This is a genomic window from Kaistia dalseonensis, assembly GCF_030814715.1.
GTDB classification, from domain to species: domain Bacteria; phylum Pseudomonadota; class Alphaproteobacteria; order Rhizobiales; family Kaistiaceae; genus Kaistia; species Kaistia dalseonensis.
In genome coordinates this window covers 1,218,998-1,244,147 of record NZ_JAUSVO010000001.1, presented here as the reverse complement: position 1 = coordinate 1,244,147, position 25,150 = coordinate 1,218,998, and the positions used below count along the sequence as shown (strand labels likewise).

At 65.1% G+C, this 25,150-nt stretch carries 23 protein-coding genes; 10 read left to right on the top strand and 13 right to left on the bottom strand.

Features of this window, described 5'->3' with window-relative positions:
- Positions 1-37: 37 nt before the first annotated feature.
- Together arcD and QO014_RS05710 are read right to left on the bottom strand one after the other, a co-directional pair.
- On the bottom strand, positions 38-1,468 hold the full coding sequence (gene arcD / locus QO014_RS05715) for an arginine-ornithine antiporter (RefSeq protein ID WP_266347651.1): 1,431 nt from the start codon (positions 1,466-1,468) through the stop codon (positions 38-40).
- A 200-nt stretch (positions 1,469-1,668) separates the two neighbouring features.
- Positions 1,669-1,959 (bottom strand): hypothetical protein, encoded by a 291-nt coding sequence (locus tag QO014_RS05710; RefSeq protein WP_266347650.1) that lies wholly within the window; start codon positions 1,957-1,959, stop codon positions 1,669-1,671.
- 406 nt (positions 1,960-2,365) lie between these two features.
- Between QO014_RS05710 and QO014_RS05705 the strand changes: the two genes are divergently transcribed.
- Entirely contained in the window at positions 2,366-3,547 is a 1,182-nt protein-coding gene (locus QO014_RS05705; protein ID WP_266347649.1) for an MFS transporter, read from the top strand.
- Positions 3,548-3,579: 32 nt separating this feature from the next.
- Here the strand turns inward: QO014_RS05705 and QO014_RS05700 are convergent, their stop codons facing one another.
- The 6 genes from QO014_RS05700 to QO014_RS05675 form a co-directional block, all read right to left on the bottom strand.
- Positions 3,580-4,095, bottom strand: a complete 516-nt coding sequence (locus QO014_RS05700; RefSeq protein ID WP_266347648.1) for a GNAT family N-acetyltransferase — start codon at positions 4,093-4,095, stop codon at positions 3,580-3,582.
- 4 nt (positions 4,096-4,099) lie between these two features.
- The gene (gene trpC, locus QO014_RS05695; protein ID WP_266347647.1) at positions 4,100-4,900 is read right to left on the bottom strand and encodes an indole-3-glycerol phosphate synthase TrpC; all 801 of its coding nucleotides are present in this window, start codon (positions 4,898-4,900) and stop codon (positions 4,100-4,102) included.
- Between the two features lie 4 nt (positions 4,901-4,904).
- Positions 4,905-5,918 (bottom strand): anthranilate phosphoribosyltransferase, encoded by a 1,014-nt coding sequence (trpD, locus tag QO014_RS05690; protein WP_266347646.1) that lies wholly within the window; start codon positions 5,916-5,918, stop codon positions 4,905-4,907.
- An 11-nt stretch (positions 5,919-5,929) separates the two neighbouring features.
- Positions 5,930-6,541 (bottom strand): anthranilate synthase component II, encoded by a 612-nt coding sequence (locus QO014_RS05685; RefSeq protein WP_266347645.1) that lies wholly within the window; start codon positions 6,539-6,541, stop codon positions 5,930-5,932.
- 23 nt (positions 6,542-6,564) lie between these two features.
- On the bottom strand, positions 6,565-8,079 hold the full coding sequence (gene trpE, locus QO014_RS05680; protein WP_266347644.1) for an anthranilate synthase component I: 1,515 nt from the start codon (positions 8,077-8,079) through the stop codon (positions 6,565-6,567).
- 227 nt (positions 8,080-8,306) lie between these two features.
- On the bottom strand, positions 8,307-10,196 hold the full coding sequence (locus tag QO014_RS05675; RefSeq protein ID WP_266347643.1) for a peptidylprolyl isomerase: 1,890 nt from the start codon (positions 10,194-10,196) through the stop codon (positions 8,307-8,309).
- Between the two features lie 165 nt (positions 10,197-10,361).
- On the opposite strand from QO014_RS05675, the gene QO014_RS05670 reads away from it, so the two are divergent.
- The 5 genes from QO014_RS05670 (at position 10,362) to pyrG (ending at position 14,180) form a co-directional block, all read left to right on the top strand.
- Positions 10,362-10,604 carry a type II toxin-antitoxin system Phd/YefM family antitoxin gene (locus QO014_RS05670; protein ID WP_266347642.1) on the top strand — a complete coding sequence of 81 codons (243 nt, stop codon included), beginning with the start codon at positions 10,362-10,364 and terminating at the stop codon, positions 10,602-10,604.
- The gene (locus QO014_RS05665; protein ID WP_266347641.1) at positions 10,601-10,990 is read left to right on the top strand and encodes a type II toxin-antitoxin system VapC family toxin; all 390 of its coding nucleotides are present in this window, start codon (positions 10,601-10,603) and stop codon (positions 10,988-10,990) included. Before QO014_RS05670 ends, QO014_RS05665 begins: the two co-directional genes overlap by 4 nt.
- A 15-nt stretch (positions 10,991-11,005) precedes the next feature.
- The gene (gene tpiA, locus QO014_RS05660) at positions 11,006-11,761 is read left to right on the top strand and encodes a triose-phosphate isomerase (RefSeq protein ID WP_266347640.1); all 756 of its coding nucleotides are present in this window, start codon (positions 11,006-11,008) and stop codon (positions 11,759-11,761) included.
- A gap of 126 nt (positions 11,762-11,887) precedes the next feature.
- Positions 11,888-12,391 (top strand): preprotein translocase subunit SecG, encoded by a 504-nt coding sequence (gene secG, locus QO014_RS05655; RefSeq protein WP_266347639.1) that lies wholly within the window; start codon positions 11,888-11,890, stop codon positions 12,389-12,391.
- 160 nt (positions 12,392-12,551) lie between these two features.
- Positions 12,552-14,180 (top strand): CTP synthase, encoded by a 1,629-nt coding sequence (gene pyrG, locus QO014_RS05650; protein ID WP_266347638.1) that lies wholly within the window; start codon positions 12,552-12,554, stop codon positions 14,178-14,180.
- A gap of 30 nt (positions 14,181-14,210) precedes the next feature.
- Here the strand turns inward: pyrG and QO014_RS05645 are convergent, their stop codons facing one another.
- The 3 genes from QO014_RS05645 to efp form a co-directional block, all read right to left on the bottom strand.
- Positions 14,211-15,497 (bottom strand): alpha/beta fold hydrolase, encoded by a 1,287-nt coding sequence (locus tag QO014_RS05645; protein WP_266347637.1) that lies wholly within the window; start codon positions 15,495-15,497, stop codon positions 14,211-14,213.
- Between the two features lie 192 nt (positions 15,498-15,689).
- Entirely contained in the window at positions 15,690-17,228 is a 1,539-nt protein-coding gene (locus QO014_RS05640) for a putative bifunctional diguanylate cyclase/phosphodiesterase (RefSeq protein ID WP_266347636.1), read from the bottom strand.
- Positions 17,229-17,504: 276 nt separating this feature from the next.
- On the bottom strand, positions 17,505-18,131 hold the full coding sequence (gene efp, locus QO014_RS05635) for an elongation factor P (RefSeq protein ID WP_266347635.1): 627 nt from the start codon (positions 18,129-18,131) through the stop codon (positions 17,505-17,507).
- 110 nt (positions 18,132-18,241) lie between these two features.
- Between efp and epmA the strand changes: the two genes are divergently transcribed.
- Both epmA and QO014_RS05625 read left to right on the top strand, forming a co-directional pair.
- Positions 18,242-19,294: an EF-P lysine aminoacylase EpmA gene (gene epmA / locus QO014_RS05630; protein ID WP_266347634.1), complete on the top strand. Its 1,053-nt coding sequence runs from the start codon at positions 18,242-18,244 to the stop codon at positions 19,292-19,294.
- 16 nt (positions 19,295-19,310) lie between these two features.
- A complete protein-coding gene (locus tag QO014_RS05625) occupies positions 19,311-20,366 on the top strand; it encodes a lysine-2,3-aminomutase-like protein (protein ID WP_266347633.1) in 1,056 nt (351 codons plus the stop codon).
- Here the strand turns inward: QO014_RS05625 and QO014_RS05620 are convergent.
- Positions 20,354-21,034, bottom strand: coding sequence for a YitT family protein (locus QO014_RS05620; protein WP_266347632.1), 681 nt, complete (start codon positions 21,032-21,034; stop codon positions 20,354-20,356). The two genes, QO014_RS05625 and QO014_RS05620, sit on opposite strands and share 13 nt — an antisense overlap.
- A gap of 154 nt (positions 21,035-21,188) precedes the next feature.
- Here QO014_RS05620 and QO014_RS05615 point away from each other — a divergent pair, with 154 nt between their 5' ends.
- Positions 21,189-22,730 (top strand): amidohydrolase family protein, encoded by a 1,542-nt coding sequence (locus QO014_RS05615; RefSeq protein ID WP_266347631.1) that lies wholly within the window; start codon positions 21,189-21,191, stop codon positions 22,728-22,730.
- Here QO014_RS05615 and msrQ read toward each other — a convergent pair.
- Entirely contained in the window at positions 22,701-23,609 is a 909-nt protein-coding gene (msrQ, locus tag QO014_RS05610; RefSeq protein ID WP_266347630.1) for a protein-methionine-sulfoxide reductase heme-binding subunit MsrQ, read from the bottom strand. The two genes, QO014_RS05615 and msrQ, sit on opposite strands and share 30 nt — an antisense overlap.
- 213 nt (positions 23,610-23,822) lie before the next feature.
- On the opposite strand from msrQ, the gene QO014_RS05605 reads away from it, so the two are divergent.
- Positions 23,823-25,115 carry an efflux RND transporter periplasmic adaptor subunit gene (locus QO014_RS05605; RefSeq protein ID WP_266347629.1) on the top strand — a complete coding sequence of 431 codons (1,293 nt, stop codon included), beginning with the start codon at positions 23,823-23,825 and terminating at the stop codon, positions 25,113-25,115.
- Positions 25,116-25,150 lie beyond the last annotated feature (35 nt).

Sequence of the window (25,150 nt, the reverse complement as noted above, 5' to 3'; positions counted from 1 at the left end):
CTATGGGGTCTGAGGCCCGCCATCCGCTCATCCCGCCTCAGATCGTGATCGCGCCAATCGCGAGGCCGTAGATCGCGGCGAGCGCGCCGATCAGCGCGAGCGCGAAAAGCCCGCGCTCGACGGCGGTGAAAACCGGCTGCCCCTGTTCGCGACGCGCGATGAAGAACAGCGTCGTGCCGGGCGCGTAGATGATCGCAGAGAGCAGCAGATATTTGAGGCCGCCGGCATAGATGAGCCCCGCGGCATAGATAGCGGCGATGATCGCGCGGGTGAGGTCGACCGAGCGCGCCTTGGCCTCGCCCGCATAGGTCTCGCCCGTCCATGCGAGCTTCACCGCGTAGGCGCCGACCAGCAGATAGGGGATCAGGATCATCGAACTGGTGAGCTTCAATGCCAGCAGGAAAGCCTGCTCGGCAAAGAGCGTCAGGATCAGGAATATCTGGACGAGGCTGTTGGTGAGCCACAGCGCCGCCGCCGGTACATGATTGTCGTTCTCGCGCGCCAGGAAGGAGGGCATGCTCTTCATCCGCGCAGCCGAGAATAGCACCTCGGCTGCGAGCAGTGACCAGGAGAGGTAGGCGCCGAGCACCGAAATGATCAGGCCGACGCTGACGAAGACGGCGCCCCAGCGCCCGACCACCGCCTGCAGCACGCCAGCCATGGACGGGTTGCGCAGATTGGCGAGCTCCGGCCGCAGCAGCACGCCATAAGAGAGCATCGTCACCAGCACGAGCAGGCAGAGCACGCCGAGAAAGCCGAGCACGGTGGCGAGGCCGACATCGCGGCGGTCGCGGGCATAGCGCGAATAGACGCTGGCGCCCTCGATACCGACGAAGACGAAGACGGTCACGAGCATGGTGCCGCGCACCTGCGCGAAGATGCTGCCGAACGAGGCCGTCTCGCCGCCCCAGAAATTGGCGGCGAAGATATCGGCCTTGAAGCCGACAGCGACGAAAACGAGGAAGATCAGGATCGGGATGATCTTCGCCACGGTCACGATCGTGTTGAGCGAGGCGGCCTGCCGGACGCCGCGCAGGATCATGAAATGCACGGTCCACAGGATGACGGAGGAGACCGCGACGGCCGGAACCGTGTTGCCGTCGCCGAAGATCGGGAAGATCGCGCCGAGCGTCGACTTGATCAGCACGAAATAGGAGACATTGCCGAGGCATCCCACGGTCCAGTAGCCGAGCGCCGATGCGAAGCCGGGATAATTGCCGAAGCCGGCCTTCGCATAGGCATAGATGCCGGAATCGAGATCCGGTTTGCGCATCGATAGGGTCTGGAAAACCAGGGCCAGCATCAGCGTGCCGAAGCCGGCGATCGTCCACGCGACCAGGGCTCCGAGCCCGCCCGTGGCGTGGCCGAATGTCTGCGGCAGGGAGAATATGCCGGCCCCGACCATGGAACCGACCACCATGGCGCTCAGCGCCGGCAGCGAGAGCTTCTGTTCCGCCGAACCCGACATCGCTTCCCCTCGCTGGATGGCGTTGCCAGGCCTTCGCGGCGCCGCTCGCCATTCTCCATGTTCCCGCAACGGCGCGCACATCAACTTGCGCGCGTCCCGGTGCGGGACTCACTGCTGGCGAGTATGTCTCAGGATGGGCGGGTTTTCTATTCGGGGCCGAGCGGGCAGCCGGCGCCTTGGCGCGGTCCTGCCCGGCGATATCAGTCCTTGGAGAGGCGGCGGATGTTCGCCCTGACCTTGCTGCGGTAGCTCTTGACGATCGCGTCGGACGAATGACCTGCGAGCAGGCGATTGCCGGAATGGATGGCGGCCTCCACCTTTTCCGTCACCATCAGCATGGCTTCTTTTTCAGCACCTTGGCCACCGAGGGCCATCTTCATCGTTCTGAGCCAGATCACCTGTTGGGATTCAACGGTGAGCATGGTGAGATTGAGCCAGGATTTGAACAACCGTATCTCCAGCGGCAACGGGCCAGGCGTGCCCATCGCCATGTTTGAGGATCGCCGTAGCGCGGACGCAAACGTCCGTGCCGGCAAAAGGTTCAAGCCGCCCCGGTCTTGATTGTCATTGCATGTAAGGGATGGAGCATCCGCGTCTCAGGCAGGCAGGGAACTGGGGTTCCCCGTCGTCGGGCTCTGGCCCGAAGCCAACGAACACTACGCTTTCGCCTCGGCCGATACCAATCAATTCAGCGCGCGGGCGAAGCCCGGAATCGAGGATGCCGGAGAGCTCGACGAGCCTTTCCGTGCACAATTGATGAATTCAACTCACAAGCGTTCGTCCGGACGCCGGGATTATCGCGCAGGGTGCCCTCGCCGATATTCCGCTCCAACATCAACCCATCGAAAGAGAACGCCCGGACCGCGCGTGTCGCGGTCGGGCGGCCCCGGTGCCATCATGCCTCTCGCCCTCTTTGCCCTGACGATCGCAGCCTATGCGATCGGCACGACGGAATTCGTCATCGTCGGATTGCTGCCGACCGTCGCCAACGATCTCGGCATAACGCTCCCGCTCGCCGGGCTGATCGTCAGCGTCTATGCGCTCGGCGTCACATTCGGCGCGCCCATATTGACCGCCCTGACCGGTGGGCTCGGCCGCAAGCCCCTGCTGCTCGGGCTGATGACGCTCTTCATCATCGGCAACGCCGCCGCGGCGCTCGCGCCCAACTACGAAATGCTGCTGGTCGCGCGCGTCATCTCGGCCTTCGCCCATGGCGTCTTCTTCTCCGTCGGCTCGACCATCGCCGCCGATCTGGTGCCGGAAAACCGCCGTGCCTCCGCGATCGCGATGATGTTCATGGGGCTGACGGTCGCCATCGTCACCGGCGTTCCGCTCGGTACGTTGATCGGCCAGACCTTCGGTTGGCGCGCCACCTTCTGGGCTGTCTCGGGGCTCGGCCTCGTCGCCTTTGCTGGTATCGCCCTGCTGCTGCCCTCCAACCTCGCCAGGGCGCCGGCCGTCAGCCTGCTCCAGCAGGTGCGCGTTCTCGGCAGCGGCCGCCTGCTTCTGGTCTACGCCATGACCGCGCTCGGCTATGGCGGAACCTTCGTCGCCTTCACCTATCTCGCCTCGATCATCGAGCAGATCACCGGCTTCTCGTCGGAGAGCGTCAGCCTCATCCTAGTCCTCTACGGCATCGCGATCGCGATCGGCAACATCGTCGGTGGCCGCGTGGCGGACCACAATCCGGTGAAGGCCCTGACCGTGCTCTTTGCCCTTCAGGCTGCGGTGCTGCTGCTCTTCACCTTCACCGCGACATCGCCGGTGCTGGCAGTCGTGACGCTGGCCGCTCTCGGCTTTCTCTCCTTCGCCAATGTGCCCGGCCTGCAGCTCTATGTCGTCCAGCTCGCCAAGGTTCATCGGCCGAATGCGGTCGACGTCGCCTCGGCGCTCAACATCGCGGCCTTCAACCTCGGTATTGCGCTCGGCGCGTGGGTTGGCGGATTGGTCGTGGCCTCGCCGCTCGGCCTTGGAGCGACGCCGGCTGTCGGCGCAGTCCTCGTGGCCGCCGCGCTGCTGCTGACCTGGCGCAGCGGTGCGCTCGACCGCCGGCCGGAGCCGATCGCCCAGCCAGCCTGAGCCAGTTGAAGGCGCTGGGCCGGGACGATGTCTCAGCCCAGCGCCTTTCGCATGAACATGCGCTGTTCGACCGGAAGGCTCATATCCCGCTCGCGGGCGTGCAGCAGATGAAAGGCGGGCGTCCAGTCCGCCCGGGCGACTTCGGCAAAGCCGAGCCGGGCATAGAACGGGCCGTTCCAGGGCACATGGCGAAAGGTCGAGAGCGTCAGTGCCGGGAGGCCGCATTCGATCGCATGAGCCTCGATGCTCGTCACCAATTGGCGACCGAGCCCGCGCCGGCCGTGATGTGGATCGACGGACAGCTCGTAGAGATGGAGCGCGTCGTCGAGAATGCCCGCTAGCGCGAGCCCGACGGGCTGGTCGGCCGCGTCGACGGCTACTGCGATCCGGCCATGTCGAAGCACAGCGCGGAGGAAGTGCGGATCGCTCGGCTCGCCATCGGCGATATCGTCGAGCCCCACCAGACGGAACAGCGCCGCCGCGCGATATTCGATCGTCCGCAGCCGCTCGAGATCGTCCGCGCGGGCCGGGCGGATCGCATAGGTCACGGCATCAGGCCGTGGCGCGGCCGAGAAGGTGGGCCGTCGCCGCCACGACATCGCTCTGCCGCATCAGGCTCTCGCCGACGAGATAGGTGTTGATGCGGATCGCCGCGAGCCGGGCAATGTCGGCGGGCGTGAAGATGCCGCTCTCGCCGATGATGATGCGGTCATCCGGCACCATCGGCGCCAGCCGCTCCGAGGTCTCCAGCGTCGTCTCGAAGGTGCGCAGATTGCGGTTATTGATGCCGATCAGCGGCGAGGAAAGCTTCAGCGCGCGCTCGAGTTCGGCCTCGTCATGCACCTCAACCAGCACATCCATGCCGAGATTCAAAGCAACGTCTTCCAGCGAGCGGGCGACATCGTCCGAAACGGCGGCCATGATGATCAGGATGCAATCGGCGCCCCAAGCGCGCGCCTCATAGACCTGATAGTCCTCGAACAGGAAGTCCTTGCGCAGCGCCGGCAGGGTCACCGCCTCGCGCGCGGCGACGAGATATTCCGGCGCGCCCTGGAAATAGGGCGCATCCGTCAGCACCGAGAGGCAGGCGGCGCCGCCCTGCTCATAGGCGCTCGCCAGCGCTGGCGGATCGAAATCGGGGCGGATCAGGCCCTTGGACGGACTGGCCTTCTTGATCTCGGCGATCAGGGCCGGTTCGCCGGCGGCGATCCTGCGGCGAAGCGCGGCGGCAAAGCCGCGTGCCGGCGCCGCATCGCGGGCGCGGGCGACGATCTCGGTCGGGCGAACGCGCTCCATCGCGAGCGCGATTTCGCCGCGCTTGGTCGTCTCGATCTGCGCCAGAATATCGGTCATGAGCCTATCCGTTGGTGACGGCGACGAGACGGTCGAGCCGTTCATGCGCACGCCCTTCATCGATCGAGAGCGCCGCCATGGCGACGCCCTGCGCCAGCGAGGAGGCGCGGCCGGCTACGATGAGGGTCGCCGCCGCGTTGAGGAGGACGGTATCGCGATAGGCGCCGCGCGCGCCATTGAGCACACCGCGGAGCGCCGCCGCATTATAGACCGCATCGCCGCCCTTGATCGCCTCGATGGGCGAGACGGGCAGGCCGACTTCGCCGGGCTCGATCGTGAAGGTCTCGATCTTGCCTTCGGTGAGCGCCGCCACCTTCGTCGGTCCGGCGGTGGTGATCTCGTCGACGCCGCCGGCGCCGTGCACGATCCAGGCCGATTCCGAGCCGAGCGCTGCCAGCACATGGGCGAGGGGTTCGACCCATTCGGCCGCATAGACGCCGACCAGCTGGCGCTTGACGCCGGCGGGATTGGAGAGCGGGCCGAGCAGGTTGAAGATCGTCCGCGTCCCGAGTTCCACACGCGCGGGGCCGACATGCTTCATCGCGGAATGATGCGCCGGCGCGAACATGAAGCCGATACCGGCCTCCCGGATAGCGCGCGAGATCGTGGCCGGCGGAATGTCGACATTGACGCCGAGCGCCATCAGCACGTCGGCGGCGCCCGATCTGGAGGAGAGCGCTCGATTGCCATGCTTGGCGACGGGCACACCCGCGCCGGCCACGACAAAGGCCGAAGCGGTGGAGATATTGTAGGTGTGCGAGCCGTCGCCGCCGGTGCCGACGACGTCGATGGCACCTTCCGGCGCCTCCACGGTCGTCATCTTGGCGCGCATGGTCGCGACCGCGCCAGTGATCTCGTCCACGGTTTCGCCGCGCACGCGAAGCGCCATCAGGAAGCCGCCGATCTGCGCCGGTGTCGCTTCGCCGGACATGATCACGTCAAAGGCGTCTTCGGCCTCGGGCCGGCTCAGCGCCTTGCCCGCAGCAACCTTGGCGATATGAGACTTAAAATCGCTCATGCTGCCCTCGCTCAAGCGACCGAGCGGGCTGCGCGATGGCGCGCATTCCACTCCGAGGCGAGATCGAGGAAGTTCTTCAGCATGAGATGGCCATGCTCGGAGGCTATGCTCTCCGGGTGGAACTGCACGCCATGCATCGGCAGCGACTTGTGCATCGCGCCCATGACGACGCCGTCCTCGGATTCGGCCGTGATCTCCAGCACCTCGGGCATGGTTTCGCGCTTCACCGTCAGCGAATGATAGCGCGTCGCTTGGAACGGCCCGTTGATGCCGCGGAAGACGCTCTTGCCGGTATGGGTGATGGTCGAGATCTTGCCGTGCATCTGCGAGGGGGCGCGGATCACGTCGCCGCCCATGGCCTGGCCGATCGCCTGATGGCCGAGGCAGACGCCGAAGATCGGAATGGTGGAACCGGCGCGTTCGATCAGGTCGAGGCAGATGCCCGCCTCGTTCGGCGTGCAGGGGCCCGGCGAAAGCACGATGCCCTCCGGATCGAGCGCCATGACTTCGTCGACGGTGATCTTGTCGTTGCGGCGGACGATCAGCTTCGCGCCGAGTTCACCCAGATAGTGGACGAGGTTGTAGGTGAAGCTGTCGTAATTATCGATGACGAGAAAGGCCATTTTCTTATGCTTCCTCCGTTCGATTATTGACCGCGCCCGGCCTGGGACGCGAACTTTACAGCTTCCTCGGCCGCACGGAAGAGCGCGCGGGCCTTGGCGATGCATTCCTGATGCTCGCTTTCGGGCACCGAGTCGGCGACCACGCCGGCACCGGCCTGCGCATACATCTTGCCGTCCTTCACGATCGAGGTCCTGAGCACGATGCAGGTGTCCATGGCGCCATCGGCCGAGAAATAGCCGACGCAGCCGGCATAGATGCCGCGCTTCTCGACTTCGAGCTCGTCGATAATCTCCATCGCCCGAACCTTCGGCGCGCCGGAAACCGTGCCGGCCGGGAAGCCGGCGGCCAGCGCGTCCAGCATGTCGTATTCGGAGGAGAGCCGGCCGATCACATTCGAGACGATGTGCATGACCTGGCTGTAATATTCGAGGAAGAACTTATCCGTGACCTTGACCGTCCCGATCTCCGAGACGCGGCCGACATCATTGCGGCCGAGGTCCAGCAGCATCAGGTGCTCGGCCAGTTCCTTCGGATCGGCCAGCAGCTCGGCGGCGAGCGCCTTGTCCTGCTCCGGCGTTGCGCCGCGACGGCGCGTGCCGGCGATCGGGCGGATCGTCACTTCGCCGTCCCGAACACGGACCAGAATTTCCGGGCTCGATCCGGCCACGGCAAAGTCGCCGAAATCGAGGAAATAGAGGAAAGGCGAGGGGTTGGTTCGTCGGAGCGCGCGATAGAGCGCGAAGGGCGGCAGCGTGAAAGGTGCCTCGAAGCGCTGCGACAGCACGACCTGGAAGATGTCGCCGGCCGCGATGTACTCCTTCGCCTTTGCCACCATCTCCAGATAGCGCTCATGCGGCGTGTTCGAGACGACGGGCACGTCGAGATCGACATCCGTGGGATCGGCCGAGCGATGCAACGGGCCTTCCAGCGTGTCGACGACGCCGGTTAGCCGCTCGACGGCGCGCGCATGCGCCTGGCTAGCCGTCACGCCCGGCTCGGGGCGGATCGGTGTCACGATGGTGATTTCGTCCTTGATCGCGTCGAACACGACCATGACCGTCGGCCGCATCATGATGGCGTCGGGTACATCGAGTGCCGCCGGATTGGGCGGACCCAGATCCTCCATCTGGCGGACCATGTCATAGCCGAGATAGCCGAAAATGCCGGCCGACATCGGCGGCAGGCTCTCCGGCAGCTCGATATGCGATTGCGCGATCAGCGTCCGCAGCGCATCGAGCGACTTGCCCTCGATCGGCTCGAAACGATCGCGGTCCGTCGATGGCGAGCGGTTGATCTCGGCGCGATCGGCGAAGGCGCGGAAGAGCAGGTCCGGCTCGATGCCGATCATCGAATAGCGGCCGCGCACGGCGCCGCCCTCGACCGATTCCAGCAGGAAGCTGTTGATGCGGCCCGCGGAGAGCTTGAGCATGGCGGAGACCGGTGTCTCCAGATCCGCGACCATCCGCGTCCAGACGACCTGGGCGCGTCCATCGTCATAGGTGCGCGCAATCGTCTCCGGCGACGGCTCGATCAACATGATGTCAGTCCATTTGATTGGCAGGCTCGGCGAGCCTGATTGGAAATACGAGGTAATCTCGGTGAGGCAGTTTCGTCATTCCCGTTTGAGCGGGAAGGGCGATCAACGCCATCGCCAAGCCCCCCGCCAATCCACGCCAAGCGGCCAGCCGCGCACTTGCCGAAGGCAAGTTGCCGCGAGAGAGCCGTTGAGAGGATGGCGGAGCGACATCGTTTCCAATCGATCCCTTAGGACGCGCCAATGACCTGCTGCAGCTTGGTCTGGTTCACCGTGGCGCCAAGCTCGTTCTGCAGCTCGGTCACATATTGCTGCAAAAGATCATTCTGCATCGCATCCGCGAGCTGCTGCGTCAATGCCGCACGCGAAGCGTCATTCGCCAGATATGGCGTATCGTCGATCGCTTCAACCTGGAGAACGATCTGGTCGCCATCATTGGGGCCCGGAACGGCCGCCGCCGTGCCGACGGGGCCGGCAAACGCCGCCTTGAGCGCGTCGACGGAGAGGTCTGCCGGCGGCTTGGTGCCGCGCGTCAGCTTCTGCGCGGTCACGACGGGCAGGTTGAACGAAGCGGCGACGGCGTCGAGCGTCTCGCCCTTGGCAAGCCGTTCCTTCGCCTCCTTGGCCTTGGCGGCCAGGCGGTCGGCGATGGTCGCCTTGGTCCAGGCGGCCGCGACCTTGTCCTTGACCTCGTCCAGTGGACGGTCATGGGCGGGCGAAATGTCGGTCACGTTGAACCAGACGGTGCCGCCGTCATCGGTCTGCAACGCGGCATTGTCGATGCCGACATCGCTCTCGAACGCCGCCTTGAGCAGGGCCGCCTGCACCGGAATGTCGGCGACGGCATTGCCCGACGCATCCTTGCCGGACTGGTCGACGCTGATCGTCTGCACGGTCAGCTTGTTGTTCTTGGCGATCTCGTCGAGCGTCGCGCCACCGGCGCGGGCATCCTCGATCGAATCGCGCAGGTTGGCCATGTCGTTGCGCGCGGCCGTCAGGGCGAGCGTCTTCTTGATCTCGTCCTTGACGCTGTCGAACGGCTTGACGCTGGCGGGCGAGACATCGGTCACATGGACGATGACCGGACCGAAGCTACCCGCGATCACGTCGCTGGTCGCGTTCGGCGCGAGCGCGAAGGCCGCGTCGGCCACGGCCGGGTCGATCAGCTTGTCCTTCGTCACGACGCCGAGATCAGCATCGGAAATCTGCTTGCCGGCCGCAGTGAGGGCGGCCTCGAAGGTCTCGCCGCCCTTGATCTGGTCGGCCGTCGCCTTCGCGGTGCTCGCATCGGTGAAGACGAACTGGAACACGTGGCGCGTTTCGGGCGTCGTGAACTGGGCGGCGTTGGCGTCGTAATATTTCTGCGCGTCGGCGTCGGTGATGTCCTCCGGGCGGGAGACATCGGCCGGCGTCATCTTGAGGATCGAGATCGTGCGCAGTTCAGGCGCGCGCCAGTTGGCCTTGTTGTCGTTGTAATAGGCCGTCAACTCGTCCTGGTTCGGCGCCGCGACATCGGTGACGAGCGTCGTCGGCATGACGATGTAGCGGATGGTGCGGGCCTGCGTCTGATAGGTGTGCAGCGCCTGCGACAGCGCCACCGGCACGGTCGCGCCGCCGGAAATGCTGTCGGCGATCTGCTTGCGCTTCTCGACGGCCTGCCGCTCGAGCACGTAATCGTCCTCGTTCAGTCCGTTCGAGCGCAGCAGCTCGACGAAATAGGCGCGGTCGAACGTGCCAGAGGGGCCGTTGAAGGCCGGGTCATGCGCGATCTCGCGCACCAGCGTATCCTGCGAGACGCCGAGCGACAGCGTGTTGGCCTGATCATCCAGGGCGGCTTCGGTCACGAGCCGGCCGAGAACCTGGTTCGGCAGGCCGAAGGCACGCGCCTGGTCCGGCGTGACCTGCTGTCCGAGCTGGCGGCTCAGGTTCTGCAGTTCGCGGCGATAGGCCCGGTCGAAGCTGACGGCCGATATCTCGGTGCTGCCGACCTGGGCGACGTAATTGCCGCCAATGCCGGTCAGCGCGCCGGCGACACCCCACACGCCAAAACTCACGATGAGCAGGACTATGAAAATCTGTGCCACCCAGCCGGAGGCATATTTGCGCATCGTATTGAGCATAGGGGTCCTCTAACGCGCGGGATCGTACCGGCCCCGCTTCGAGCGCGCGATCATAGAAAGGTGCCCCGCGCGGAGCAAGGCAAAGCGGCAAACATTGAAAACATGTCATGTTGAGCTTAGTCTAGTCAGACCAGACTAAGGAGAGCTGCCGTGACCAAGGTCAATATGCTCGAAGCCAAGACCCACCTGTCGCGCCTTGTGGAGGCGATCGAGAACGGCAGCGAGAAGGAAGTGATCATCGCGCGCAACGGCAAGCCGGTCGCGCGGCTGGTGCCGATCGAGGCTCAGCCTACCCGGGGCAAGCGGCGCCTCGGCGCGCTTGCGGGCAAGTATCCGGATATGACGCTCGAACAGTTCAACGCCGACGACGAACTCATCGCCCGGATGTTCAACGGAGACGCCGAGTGAGGCTGATCGTCGATACGCATATCCTGATCTGGATGATCCTCTCGCCACATCTCCTGCCGCCGGCGGCAAAGGCGATCATCGAGGACGAATCGAATGACGTCATCGTTTCGGTCGTCAGCCTGTGGGAGGTGGCGATCAAGCGACGGCTGGGGCGGGCGAGCGCTCCTGCCGCCTCGACGCAGACCTTTCTCGAGGAATGCGCAGCCATCAACGTCGCGATACTGCCTGTCGCCGCGCAACACGCATTGTCCGTCGAGACTTTGCCGCTTCTCCATGGGGACCCGTTCGATCGTCTCATTGTCGCGCAGGCGATTTCGGAGCAGGTGCATCTCTTGACACACGATCGACATCTGGCGGGCTATAGCGACCTCGTCATGTACATCTGAATCGGAACCTCCCTCATGCCCAGCCTGAAGCCGCTCGTCGCCGGCAATTGGAAAATGAACGGCCTCAAGGCCTCCGCCGCGGAGCTCGGCAAGATCATGTCCGGCTATGGCACGGACCTCAAAGGCAAGGTCGAGCTCGCCATCTGCCCGCCCGCGACGCTGCTGTCGACCTTCGCGGTCGTGGCGCTCGGTTCGAAACTCGCGATCGGCGCGCAGGATTGCCATGCCAAGGCGAGCGGTGCCCATACAGGCGACCTTTCGGCCGAGATGATCGCCGACACGGGCGCGACCCATGTCATTGTCGGCCATTCCGAGCGGCGCACCGATCATGCGGAGACCGACGCCCAGGTCCGCGCCAAGGCTGAAGCCGCCTGGCGGGCCGGCCTCGTCGCGATTCTCTGCATCGGCGAGACAGAATCAGAGCGGCGCGGCGGCACGACGCTCGATGTGATCGATCATCAGCTCGCGGGCTCGGTGCCGGAGGGCTCGACCGCCGCCAATCTCGTCATCGCCTATGAGCCCGTCTGGGCCATCGGCACCGGTCTTACGCCGTCGAATGACGATATTGCCGAGGTCCACGCCCATATCCGCAAGCGTCTCGCTGCGCGTTTTGGCGCAGAGGGGGAGGGCGTCCGCATCCTCTATGGTGGCTCGGTCAAGCCGAGCAATGCGGCCGAAATCCTGAAGATTGGCGATGTGAACGGCGCTCTCGTCGGTGGCGCGAGCCTCAAGGCCGACGACTTTCTGGCCATCGCCGCCGCCTACGCCTGACGTCCCGGCCGGGCGCCACCGTTGCGTGCGCGTCCGGCATTCCCATATGAGGACCTTGCGGCACTGGAAACGATCGGATCGATCGTGTACAAGGCGCCAAATTCAGGTTCCTGATCAGAGTCATCGATGCAGACAGTTATCATCGTGATCCACCTCATGGTGGTCGTCGCGCTCGTTGCCGTTGTTTTGTTGCAGCGCTCGGAGGGCGGTGCGCTCGGCATCGGCGGGGGCGGCGGTTTCATGACCGCGCGTGGCTCGGCCAATATTCTCACCAGAACGACGGCGATTCTGGCGGCGGCGTTCTTCGTGACGTCGATCGCGCTGACATTGCTGACGCGCTTCGGTGACCGTCCGGCTTCGATCCTCGATCGGATTCAGGGCCAGTCGACCTCGGTGCCGGCAAATTCGGGCCAGGGCATTCTCGACCAGCTTCCCGGTCGCAAGACCACGGCGCCGGCAGACGGGGCCGCGGCGCCTGCCAGCGGCACGGCCGTGCCGACGAATGGTGTGCCGGCAACGGGCACCGCGCCGGCTCCGGCGGCCACGACACCGGCAACGCCCGCCGCTCCGGCGACGCCTGCCCCGGCACCCGCTGCTCCTGCGGCGCCTGTGGTTCCGAGCACGCAGTAAGCGCGCTCATCGGTTCAGATTGAACGTCGCCGTGCGATCTCGTGCGGCGACGTTTTATTTGAGCCCATTTGAATAGTAATGTGCGCAAGTCTGTCGAACTCCGACGACGGCTTGCTTTTGTCGAAGCGAATCGTTGGATCGGAGGCTAAGGTCAAAGCCCATGGCGCGGTACGTATTCATCACCGGCGGCGTGGTTTCCTCCCTCGGCAAGGGCATTGCTTCGGCAGCCCTTGGAGCAATGCTCCAGTCACGAGGTTACAAGGTCCGCCTGAGGAAACTCGATCCCTATCTCAATGTCGATCCGGGCACGATGAGCCCGTATCAGCATGGCGAGGTTTTCGTCACCGATGACGGCGCCGAGACCGATCTCGACCTCGGCCATTACGAGCGCTTTACGGGTCGCCCAGCCTCGAAGGCCGACTCGGTCACGACCGGCAAGATCTACCAGGAGATCATCACCAAGGAGCGCCGCGGTGACTATCTCGGCGGCACGGTGCAGGTCATCCCGCACGTCACCGACGCGATCAAGTCCTTCGTCCTCTCGGGCAATGACGATGTCGATTTCGTGCTCTGCGAGATCGGTGGCACCGTCGGCGATATCGAGGCGATGCCGTTCCTGGAAGCGATCCGCCAGATCGGTAACGACCTCCCGCGCGATCACGTCGTCTATATCCACCTGACGCTGCTGCCCTATATTCCGAGCGCAGGCGAACTGAAGACCAAGCCGACGCAGCATTCCGTCAAGGAATTGCGCTCGATCGGCATCCAGCCCGATATCCTGCTCTGCCGCAGCGATCGCCCGATCCCCAAGGAGGAGCGGCGCAAGCTCTCGCTCTTCTGCAATGTCCGCGAATCGGCCGTGATCCAGGCGCTCGACGTTGCGCATATCTATGATGTGCCGACCGCCTATCACGCCGAGGGGCTCGATACCGAGGTTCTGGCCGCGTTCGGCATCACCGGCTCGCCGGCGCCGAATCTCGACAAGTGGAAGGCGCTGACCAGCAAGATCCGCAATCCGGAGGGCGAGGTCACGATCGCCGTCGTCGGCAAATATACCGGCCTCAAGGACGCGTATAAGTCGCTGATCGAGGCGCTGCAGCATGGCGGCATCGCCAACACCGTGAAGGTCAATATCGACTGGATCGAGAGCGAGATCTTCGAGAAGGAAGATCCGGCGCCCTATCTGGAGCGCGTCAACGGCATTCTGGTGCCCGGCGGTTTCGGCGAGCGCGGGTCGGAAGGCAAGATCATGGCAGCGGGCTTCGCGCGTCGTCGCAAGGTGCCCTATTTCGGCATCTGCTTCGGCATGCAGATGGCCGTGATCGAAGCTTCGCGCAGCCTTGCCGGCATCGAGCATGCGAGCTCGACCGAATTCGGCCCGACCGACGAGCCGGTCGTCGGCCTGATGACCGAATGGCTGAAGGGTAACATGCTCGAAAAGCGCCATTCGGCCGGCGATCTCGGCGGCACGATGCGCCTCGGCGCCTATGCGGCGAAGCTGGAGCCCGGCTCGCGGATCGCCAAGATCTATGGCTCCACGGACATTTCCGAGCGCCATCGCCACCGCTATGAAGTTAATATCGACTACAAGGATCGGCTCGAGGCCTGCGGCATGCATTTCGCCGGCATGTCGCCGGATGGCGTCCTGCCGGAGACGGTCGAGTTTCTCGACCATCCCTGGTTCATCGGCGTGCAGTACCATCCCGAGCTGAAATCGCGGCCGCTCGAGCCGCATCCGCTGTTCGCGTCGTTCATCGCGGCAGCGGTGGAGCAGGCGCGCCTCGTCTGAGAGGCGCGCGACGCTCTATATGATCTCGCTTCAGCCGCCGGTCTTGCAACCGTCTGCGATCGGCTTGCCCGCCATGCGATCCTCGATCCACGGCACATAGAGCGACGCCGAGGCACCCGGCGTCGAGAAGTGCGTCTGCGCGCCGTCGAGCTGCACGCGCGTGACGTTGCCGCCGAGGCCACACATCTGCTTGCGATAGAGCTCGCCCATCACCGGCGGCACCACGGTGTCGGCCGTGCCCCAATAAATGATGACCGGCGCCACCGGCTTGACCGGGTCGACGCTGCCCTTGAGCAGGGATTGCGACCAGGCGAGCGCATTGGCCGGCTTGGCGCGCAGCAGCGTCTTGTAGTCGCTGCCGATATTGAAGCTCAGCGTATCCGACGTCGCGTGCATGCATTTCTGCGAGACGACCGCATCGATCAGCTTGGCGCCTTCATCGGTGAAGAGGTCGGTCAGCTCAAGGCCGGGGAAGGCCGCCTGGCTGCCCCACATCAGCATGACGAAGTGGGAAAAGTTGAAGATGTTGTCGGAGAAGGTCGTCGCGAGACCGCCCATCAACGCCTCTGCCGTCGCCTCGTCGGTCGGGACGGAGGTTGCCGCCGCGGCGACATCGTCCGGCGCCAGGGCGACCAGGCCGACGATGTCGATGCCGTCGGCTGCCGTTCCCTTGGCGGCGATATAGTCGCCGAGGCTTGCGGCGGCCAGCGTCGCGCCGCCGCCCTGCGACCAGCCATAGATCGCGGCCTTCTTACCGGCACCCGTCTGCTGCATCGAAGCAACCGCGCGGATCGAATTGATCACGTCGCGGCCATTGGTCGAAGCAACCGCATATTGGTGCTTTCCGCCGCCCCCGAGGCCCTGATAGTCGGTTCCGACGACGACATATCCCTTCGCGATGAACTCCGCGACGCTGGGCAGGCCGTAATCGGTCCAGGAATTGCCGCCGACGAGGAAATACTGGTTCAGCTCCCGCGCCGGATCGAACACCTGGGAGGGACCGCAATTCTGCGCCGTGCCGGTCGTGCCATGGGCCCAGGCGACCACCGGGCGGCCTCCCTCGGGCGCCGCGCCGGTCGGGGCGACGACCAGCCCGGTCGAGATCGTCTTGGCGCCTGCGACATCCGACGAGACATAAGCGATCCGCCAGGCCTTGGCGCCGGGGATGCTGGTCTCGACGGGTTCGCTCTTGAGCACCGTGCCCAGAACACCGTCCGGCTTGAGCGCGCCCACAGCCTGGTAGAATGGCGGCACGGCAACGTCTGCCGAGGCCGGACGGCCGGCAGCCAGGAACAGGCCGATGACGCAGAGACTCATGACTGCAATTCGATTTCGCACGGAATGCTCCCCCATGATCTCGACCGCTCACCGTTGGCTGCGCGCGGTTCTGGCCCGTTCGACGGACAGATCCGCGACAATGGCCGGATTCGAGCTTCATCACGGCGGTCCCCAAGCGTCAAGGATGGCCAGCGACGACGCCGAAGACATGGTTAGGTGGAAGCGGTTGAACTAGAGCGCGAGCCGGGGCAGGACGCCTATGGGATTGCGGACCAGTTCCGTCAGCCACGCCGAGGTGACGGCGGCCGATTGCGGTCGGCCGAAGAAGTAACCCTGGCCGACATCGCAGCCGACGTCGCGCAAGATATCGGCCGCTTCCGCGATCTCGATCCCCTCCGCCGTCGTCTCCAGGTTCAGCGCATGCGCGAACTGGACGATCGCGCGCACGATCTTCCAGTTCTCGATGTCCTGGCGGGCCCGTTCGACGAACAGCCTGTCGATCTTGACCCGATCGACGGGAAGATCGCTCAGATGGCGAAGGTTGGAATAGCCGGTGCCGAAATCGTCGAGCGCCACGGTGACACCGACTTCGCGCAGTGTCGTCAGCGTCAGATGGGCGGACGAGACTTTGTCGACCAGCGCGCTTTCCGTGATTTCGAGTTCCAGCCGCTTCGGCGCAATTCCCGTGTCGTGCAGGGTCATCAGGATCTGCGACGCCAGTTCCGGATCGGCGAACTGGGTCGGCGAGACATTCATGGAAATGCCCATCTCGGATGGCCATTGGCGCGCATCGGCGCAGGCCGCCGCCAGCAATTGCCGGAACAGATCGCCGATGCGACCGATCTCCTCGGCGAGCGGAATGAAGGCCGCCGGCGCCATCAGGCCGTAGCGTGGATGGTTCCAGCGCGCCAGCACCTCGAAACCAGAAAGCCGGCCCGTGTCGAGGGCGATCAGCGGCTGGTAATAGGGCACGATCTCGCCAGCCGTCAGAGCGCGGCGCAGGTCCCGCTCCAGCGTCGAGCGCATGCGGAGCGCCTCGGCCATGTTCGCTTCGAACTGGCGGTAATTCCCGCGCGCCTCGCGCTTGGCGGCGCCGAGAGCGATATCGGCGGCGCGCAGCAATCCGTCGCCGCTCAGATGCTGATATTCGGATGTCGCGATGCCGATCGTGGCACTGACGCGCAGCGAGCCGTGCTGGGTGCCGATCGGCGTCTGCAGGGCGTCGATGATGCGATCGGCCAGCCGCTCGACGGTGGTGCCGATCATATCGTTGCTGACGAGCAGGACGAATTCGTCCGTGCCGAGCCGAGCGACCGTGAGCTGGTCGGTATCGAGCGACTTCAGCCGCCGCGCGACTTCGACCAGCACCGAATCGGCCGTAACATGGCCATGGACGGCATTGATCTGCTTGAAACGGTCGATGTCGACGATGAAGACGCCGATGTGCCGTCCGTCGGTGTAGTGCCGGTCGAGCGCCGCATCGAGCGCCTCGAGGAAGGCGGCGCGGTTCTGCAGGCCCGTCAGCGCGTCGACGCGGGCGGGGTCGGGGCCATCGGGCCTCGATCGAGGAGCGTGCGGGCAGCCGCCCGGGCGTTGGCAACGGCCCATCGATACCAATGCGAGACCAAGCGTCGCCAGGGCGAGGATGGCGGCGATCGTGTCGAAGACCCTGTATTTGTCCGGAATGACATCGGCTGCGATGGCGAGCAGGAAAAGCGCACCCAGCACGCAAAGCAGCATGGCAAGCCTAGCCGTCGAAAGCTGGCGCACGAACCCCATCTCCTGCCAACCGGGGCCGGAATCCCAAAAATGATGACGATGAATCACGCGGCCAGCCCCCTAGCCGCGCGTAACTATACCCAATCAGCCGAGCAGGGTGAACAAGTCGCTCACGATCGTCGTCCTCCTGCCGTCAGCCGGGCGAAGGGAGGCGCGATTGCCGTCCGCATGCCCGGCCCAAACAAAAACGACGGCCCGGATGGCCGGACCGTCGCTTGAATGCCGTGTCGGCACCGACCTTAGCCGGCCCGATTCGTCAGATGGACTTCAGTCCTTGGCGCGCTCGACATAGGAGCCGTCTTCGGTCAGCACGACGATGCGGGTGCCCGGTCCGATATGGGGGGGAACCATCGCGCGCACGCCGTTCGACAGGATGGCGGGCTTGTAGGAGGACGAGGCCGTCTGGCCCTTGGTGGTCGGCTCGGTCTCGACGACTTCGAGCGTGACGCGCTGCGGCAGCACGATGCCGACAGCCTGCTCCTCGAAGATGGCGAGGCGGACGACCATCCCTTCCTGGAGATACGGCGCGGCGTCGCCCACCACGTCGGGCGAGACGATCAGCTGCTCGTAATTCTCGGTGTTCATGAAGGTGAAGCCTTCACCATCATGGAACAGGAACGAGAAGTCGCGATCCTCGACGAAAGCGCGCTCGACCTGCTCGGTCGTCTTGTAGCGGTTCGAAACCTTCACACCGTCAGAAAGGCGGCGCATGTCGATCTGAGTCGTCGGCGTACCCTTGCCGGGATGGAAGCTCTCAGCGGTGAGCACCGTATGGAGCTTGCCGTCGACTTCGACGATATTGCCCTTGCGGATCTGGCTGGCGATAACCTTCACGAAATAACCCTCGATTGGCGTCCACACCGAAATGACCGGCGCGAGAATGGCGCGCACCATAGCGATTCCGCGGCGCCGCGCCAGTCCAATCTCGTGGAAGACGGTCCGAACAGGGCTATAACGCGCAATCGGCATGCCAGAAGCGGCACCGATTCCGGAGAGTGATGGACATGACGACGACGCCCCGCGCCAATCCCTGGTGGACGCCCCATGTCCATGCCGACCGGCGTCCGCTCCTGATGACGCGCAATCGTATCAAGGCCGCGATCGGCGCGTGGTTCGGGGAGGCGGACTTTGTCGAGGTCGAATGCGGCGTGCTGCAACGCTCGCCCGGCAATGAGGCGCATCTTCACGCCTTCGCCACCGAGCGCGTCTTTCCGGATGGCCGGCACGAGACGCTCTATCTTCATACCTCGCCGGAATTCTCGGCCAAGAAGCTGCTCGCGGCGGGGGAAGAGCGCATCTATTCGCTCGGGCCGGTGTTCCGCAATCGCGAGCTCGGGCCGCGCCATGCCTGCGAATTCACCATGCTGGAATGGTATCGCGCCGGCGAGCCCTATCACCGGCTGATGGAGGATTGCGCCGAACTGGTCGCCCTCGCCGCAACCGCCGCCAATACGAACCTGTTCCGCCATCGCGGGCTCGAGGCCGACCCGTTCGCCGTGCCGCGCCGGGTGAGCGTTGCGGAAGCCTTCGCGCACCATGCGGGCATCGATCTGCTCGCAACCATCGCGCCGGACGGCTCGGTCGACCGCGACGGCCTCGCCACCCAGGCGGAGGCCGCGGCAATCCGTGTCGCCTTCGACGATAGCTGGAGCGATATTTTCAGTCGCATCATCGTCGAGAAGGTCGAGCCGCATCTAGGCATCGGCCGCGCCACCATTCTCTGCGAATATCCCGTCGTCGAGGCCGCCTTGGCCCGTCCGAAGCCCGAGGATCCGCGCGTCACCGAGCGGTTCGAGCTTTATGTCTGCGGCGTGGAACTCGCCAATGGCTTCGGCGAACTGACCGACCCGCAGGAGCAACGACGCCGCTTCATCGCAGAAATGGACGAGAAGGAGCGCGTCTATGGCGAGCGTTATCCGATCGACGAGGACTTCATCGCCGCGCTCGCGATCATGCCGGAAGCCTCGGGCATCGCGCTCGGCTTCGACCGCCTCGTGATGCTGGCGACCGGCGCGCCGCGGCTCGACATGGTGGTCTGGACACCGGCGACGGAATGACCGAAAGAGTGCGGCCATGTCGCGCTCTCCCGTCATACCGCTCGAAAAGAGCCTCACGCTCCGCAGCCCGGAAGCGCTCGTCGCGGCCGGGCTGGTGCCGGAGCGCGACCTAGCCACCCTCCAGGCGGTTACTGAGCGCTATGCCGTCGCGGTCACGCCCGCGATCGCCGGCCTGATCGACCCGGACGATCCGAACGATCCGATTGCGGCGCAGTTCATTCCGAGCGCAGCCGAACTGCGCACCTTGCCGGAAGAGCTGCCCGACCCGATCGGCGACGACGTCCACAGCCCGGTCAAGGGCCTCGTCCATCGCTATCCCGACCGCGTGCTGCTGAAGCTGGTCCATGTCTGCGCGGTCTATTGCCGTTTCTGCTTCCGCCGCGAGACGGTCGGGCCGGGCGGGCCGACGCTGCTGGGCGAGCAGGAGCTGGCCGCGGCGCTCGACTACATCCGGGCGCGTCCGGCGATCTGGGAGATCGTGTTCACGGGCGGAGATCCGCTGGTGATCGCGCCGCGTCGGCTGAACGAACTATTGGCGCGTTTCCGCGATATCGAGCATGTGAAGATCCTGCGTTTTCACACGCGCGTTCCGGTCGTCGATCCCGCGCGGATCACGGCCGAGCTCGTCTCGGCTCTGCGCCAGACGGGCAAGACCTGCTATGTGGCGATCCATGCCAATCATCCGCGCGAGCTGTCGGGCGAGGCGCGGGCGGCGCTGGGCCGGCTCGCCGATGCCGGCATTCCGCTCGTCAGCCAAACCGTGCTGCTCAAGGGCGTCAATGACGATGTCGAGACGATGGCGGCGCTGATGCGTGGCTTCGTCGAGGCGCGCGTGAAGCCCTATTATCTGCACCATGGCGACCTCGCGCCGGGCACCAGCCATTTCCGCACGACGATCGAGGAGGGGCGGGCGCTGATGCGGGCCTTGCGCGGCCGCCTGTCGGGCCTGGCGCAGCCGACCTATGTGCTCGATATTCCCGGCGGTCACGGCAAGGTCCCGATCGGGCCCGATTATGTCGGCGAGGGCACCGTCGAGGACCCGAACGGCCTCGTCCACGATTACGGCTTCTGAGGGATACCCATGCGCGACGTGCGGCTGGCGGCGGCCGCGGCGCGCGCCCGCGCAAAGCGGGCAAAGCCGGCATAGCGGCCGGGCTTGTGGTAGAGCGCCAGCACGATGTTGAGGCAGACGACCGCCAGGATCGACAGCACCACCTGATGTGGATCGATCAGCAGGAATGCGGCGGCGAGGACGCAGAGGTCTGCGATCATCAGCAGCTTGCCGGCCCGCCAGCCGAGACGATCCTGCAGATAGACGGCGGCGGTAGCAAAGCCGCCGACGCCGGCCTGATGGCGGATCAGCGACAGCATGCCCATGCCGCAAAGCAGCCCGCCCATGATCGCGGCGAAGATCGGCGCCACATGGCCGAACGATATCAGCGAGGGCAGGAGGCTGCTCTCGGCCGACAGCATGGCCGTCGCGATCACGGAGCGCAGCAGATAGACCGGGCCGAAGGCGAGATAGGCGAAGATGAAGAACGGCACGTTGATCAGGAAGAACACCGTGCCGAAATCGAGGCCGGTCGCGACATTGGTCAGGAAGGCGATGCCGGCCGTGCCGCCGATGCCGAGACCGGCGGCCTTCAGCACGGCGAGGCCGAGCGCGATGAACAGCGTTCCGATCAGGAAGGCGAGGGCATCGTCAGAGAGAGAATGGGCGAGCGACCGTTCTTCGTCCAAGTGCCATCTCCGAGCAGCGGACCGAACCTATTTAGGACAGTAATACTGACTTAAATGGAGCGCAAGCGGTTTTGGTCCGGACGATGGCGATCCTGCATGGCGCAAGCGCCTCGCTTGTTGCAAGCTGGCGCCCGATCGAACCAACAGGATCCTCATGAGCGAATATCTGATCATCCGTGGTGGCCGGCTGCTCGACGCGGCGAACCGTTCCGCCCCGTTCCGCGATATACTGGTCAAGGATGGCGCGATCCTGGAGATCGGCGCGCCCGGTCTCGCGGCGCCGCCGGAGGCCCAACTCGTCGATGCGAGCCGCCATCTGCTCCATCCGGGGCTCGTCAACGGCCACACCCATGGCAGCGGCGCGCTGACGCGCGGCTTTCGCGACCGGTTCAATCTCGAACTGCTGCTGATCGCGACGCCGGCCCGCTTCGCCAACCAGACGCTGGAGATGAAGTACCTCAACACCTATCTCGGCGCGGTCGAGATGGCGATGAAGGGCTGCACGGTCGCTTATGATCTCACCTTCGGCCTGCCGGTCGCCTCGATCGAGGAACTCGAGGTCATGGGCCAAGCCTATCGCGATGCCGGCATTCGCGCCGTCATGGCGCCGATGCTGGCCGATATCAGCTTCTATCGCGGCTTCCCCGGGCTGATCGAAAGCCTGCCGGCCCATCTGCAGCCGCTCGTAGGGACGGATGGCGGTCCCTCGACCGAACGCATTCTGGCGCTGATGGCCGAGGCGCTGCAGAAATGGCCGCATGACCGGGATCATGTGAAGCTCGGTATCGCCCCGACCATTCCGCTCCACTGCACCGATGAGCTGATGCAGGGTTCGGACCGGCTCGTGCGCGAATACGACACGGTGATGCAGAGCCATATCGGCGAATCGAAGATGCAGTCGGTCGCGGCACTGGAGCGCTACGGCAAGACGATGCTCGCCCATGTCGACGATCTCGGCCTGCTCGGCCCGCATTTCTCCGTCGCCCACGGCATCTGGCTGGACGATGACGACATGCGCCGCCTCGCCGACAAGGGCGCCTCGATCTCGCATAATGCCGGCAGCAATATGCGGCTCGGTTCCGGCATCGCGGATTCGCGCCGCATGCTGCAACTGGGCGTCAATGTCGCGATCGGCACGGATGGCGCCACCTCCTCTGACAATCAGAACATGTATGAGGCGATGCGGGCGGCAGCGCAGGTCTCCTATGTGCGCCAGCCCGATCACCGTCTCTGGCTGACGGCGCCCGAGATCGTCGATGCGGCGACGCGGGGCGGCGCGCAGATGGCCGGTTTCCATCATGTGGGCGCGATCGAAGTGGGAAAACGCGCCGATATCGTCTTTCTCGCGCTCGATCATCCGAACTGGATGCCGATCAATGATCCGGCCAACCAGCTCGTCTTCGCCGAGGACGCGACGGCGGTCCGCCACGTCATGGTCGATGGCGATTTCATCGTCCGCGACGGAAGGCATGTGAAGGCCGATCTCGCCGCGCTGTCCGTGCAGGCCGAAGCGGCACGCGATACGCTCCTCGAGGTCAATGCGGCCGATATCGAGCGGGTCGGCAAGCTGGAAGAGGCAGTGATGGATTTCTGCCGCGGCCTCTCCATGCAGTCCTATCGCGTCGAGCGCTACGCCGCCTTTCCCTGTGGCTGCGGGCCTGCCGCGTCAGGCTTCGTTGCCGACGCGCCGGCCTGATGCGCGGGGGCGCTTCGGCGCCTTGGCGGCCAGATAGGCGCGACAGGCTGCGACGGCAATGACCAGCACGGCGATGCCGAGCATGATCCAGGCGGGACGCGTGCCCGCCTTGAGCATGAAATTGCTCGGCAGGACCCGGCCGATCGCGACACCGACTTTCCAGTGATAGTAGAGCGCTTCGCCAAACGCCGTTCCGATCACGACGGCGACGGCGAGCGTCGTCGCTCCCGCCAACGAGGCGATGCGGTTTTCACCCAGCCGCGCCGCGATCAGGCGCCAGAGCCCCAGCCAGATGGCCGAGGCGGCCACGACGATCGGTTCCGTCACGCCGAGCTTCGACTGCAGGAAGAAATGGACGGCGGCGAGCGCCATGATCGGATAGATCAGCACATGCAGGGCCCGCCACTGGATGCCGCCCATCCGCTTCATCATGCCGTTCGTCGAGGTGATGGCGAGCGGGACCAGCATGATCAGCGCGATGAAACCGATCGCGAGATAGATGCGCGCAATGATCTCCGAGGCGACCTTCGGGATGTCCCAGGCCAGATCACCGGCATAGGCGACCAGGTGGATCACGGCATAGAAGAACACCGCGAGGCCGAGCGTGCGCCGCACGAAGACGAGTTCCGGCCAGCGCCAGACATAGCGCAGCGGCGTGACCGCCAGCGTCGCGAGCAGGAAGCGGATCGCCCAGAGGCCGGCCTGATGGTTGATCTCGATCATCGGACGAGGGCCGAGCGTGCCGAGGGCGAGCCGCGCGAGCAGCCAGAGGCCGGGCAGGAACACGCCGACGAAGACGATCGTCTTCAGCGCGGAGAACTCGCCACGGCGATCCTGCCAGGGATAGAGACGGGTGGGGCGAGCGGCGCGTTCGGTCATCGGTTCAACCTGTATCGGGACATATCGATCTATACGGACCAGCGATGGCGTCGGTTACCCGTGATCTGATCATGCTTGCGTGAACGGCAGAGTTCCGCCCGGGCGAATATGGGGAGCCAAGAGCGGATAGCGTCATTGCTATTGATGCATGTCACGCACCCACACTGGTAAAAGAGCGAAAATGCACGATGGGGCTACAGACGAGGACCATGGATGAGTCGCGTGACGGACGAGATGCCAAATGGCGGCGCGTCCCAGACGGCGCAAAAGCTCCAGGCGATACTGGGCGATGTGGCGACCACCAAGCGCTCGCGGCGTGGTGGCAAGGCGCTGTGGATCGCGCTGGCGGCCGTCGTGCTGGCCGGATTGGTAGGATGGTGGTTCTACGCCTCCAGCACGAGCGGTGGCTATAACTACACGACCGAGAAGGTGACGCGCGGCGACCTGACGGTGACCGTTACCGCGACCGGATCGGTGCAGCCGATCGAGCAGGTTGACGTCTCGAGCGAGCTCTCGGGTCGGGTCAAGACAGTCAATGTCGACTATAACAGCGCCGTCAAGACCGGTGATGTGCTGGCCGAACTCGTCACCGACTCGCTGGAAGTGACGGTTCAGAGCGCCCGCGCCAAGCTCGCCTCGGCGCAGGCCAACGTCGCCAAGGCCCATGCGGCGATCGCCGCCGCCAACAGCACGGTCGAGAGCAAGAAGGTTCTCGTCGGCCGCAACGTGTCCTCCTCGCAGGAACTGCTCGATGCGCAGGCGGCCTATGACAGCGCCGTCGCGGCCGAGCAGGCGGCCAATGCGGATGTGCTCGCGGCGCAGGCGGACCTTCAGCTCGCCGAGACCAATCTGTCCAAGGCCAAGATCCTCTCTCCGATCGACGGCATCGTGCTGACGCGTGATGTCGATCCCGGCTCGACGGTGGCCGCCTCGCTCTCCGCGCCGGTCCTGTTCAAGATCGCCGGCGACCTGCGCCAGATGGAGTTGCAGGTCGATGTCGACGAGGCGGATGTCGGTCAGGTCGCGATCGGGCAGAAGGCGAGCTTCACCGTCGACGCCTATCCGGAACAGACATTTCCCGCGGCCATCAAGGATATCCGTTTCGTGTCCGAGACGACGGACAATGTCGTCACCTACAAGGCGCTGCTCTCGGTCGACAATGCGAAGCTGCTGCTGCGCCCCGGCATGACCGCCACGGCCGATATCACCGTCGAGCAGGTCAAGTCTGCGCTACTGATCCCCAATGCCGCGTTACGCTATTCTCCGCCTGTGGAGGCCAAGGCATCCACTGGTCTGTTCAGCCTGTTCCGACCTCCGAATTCGGGTGCCGGCACCACGCCCGAGCCCAAGGGCCGCGCCCGCACGGTCTGGGTGATGCGCAACAAGGTGCCGACTCCGATCTCGGTCGAAATCGGCTCTACGGACGGGCAGCACACGGCGCTGGTCTCGGGCGATCTCGCCGAGGGCGATGAGCTCATCGTCGACGCCACCGCCCGGTCCAGCTGAGGCATTCCGCGTGACCGCGCCGCAGCCCTTGATCG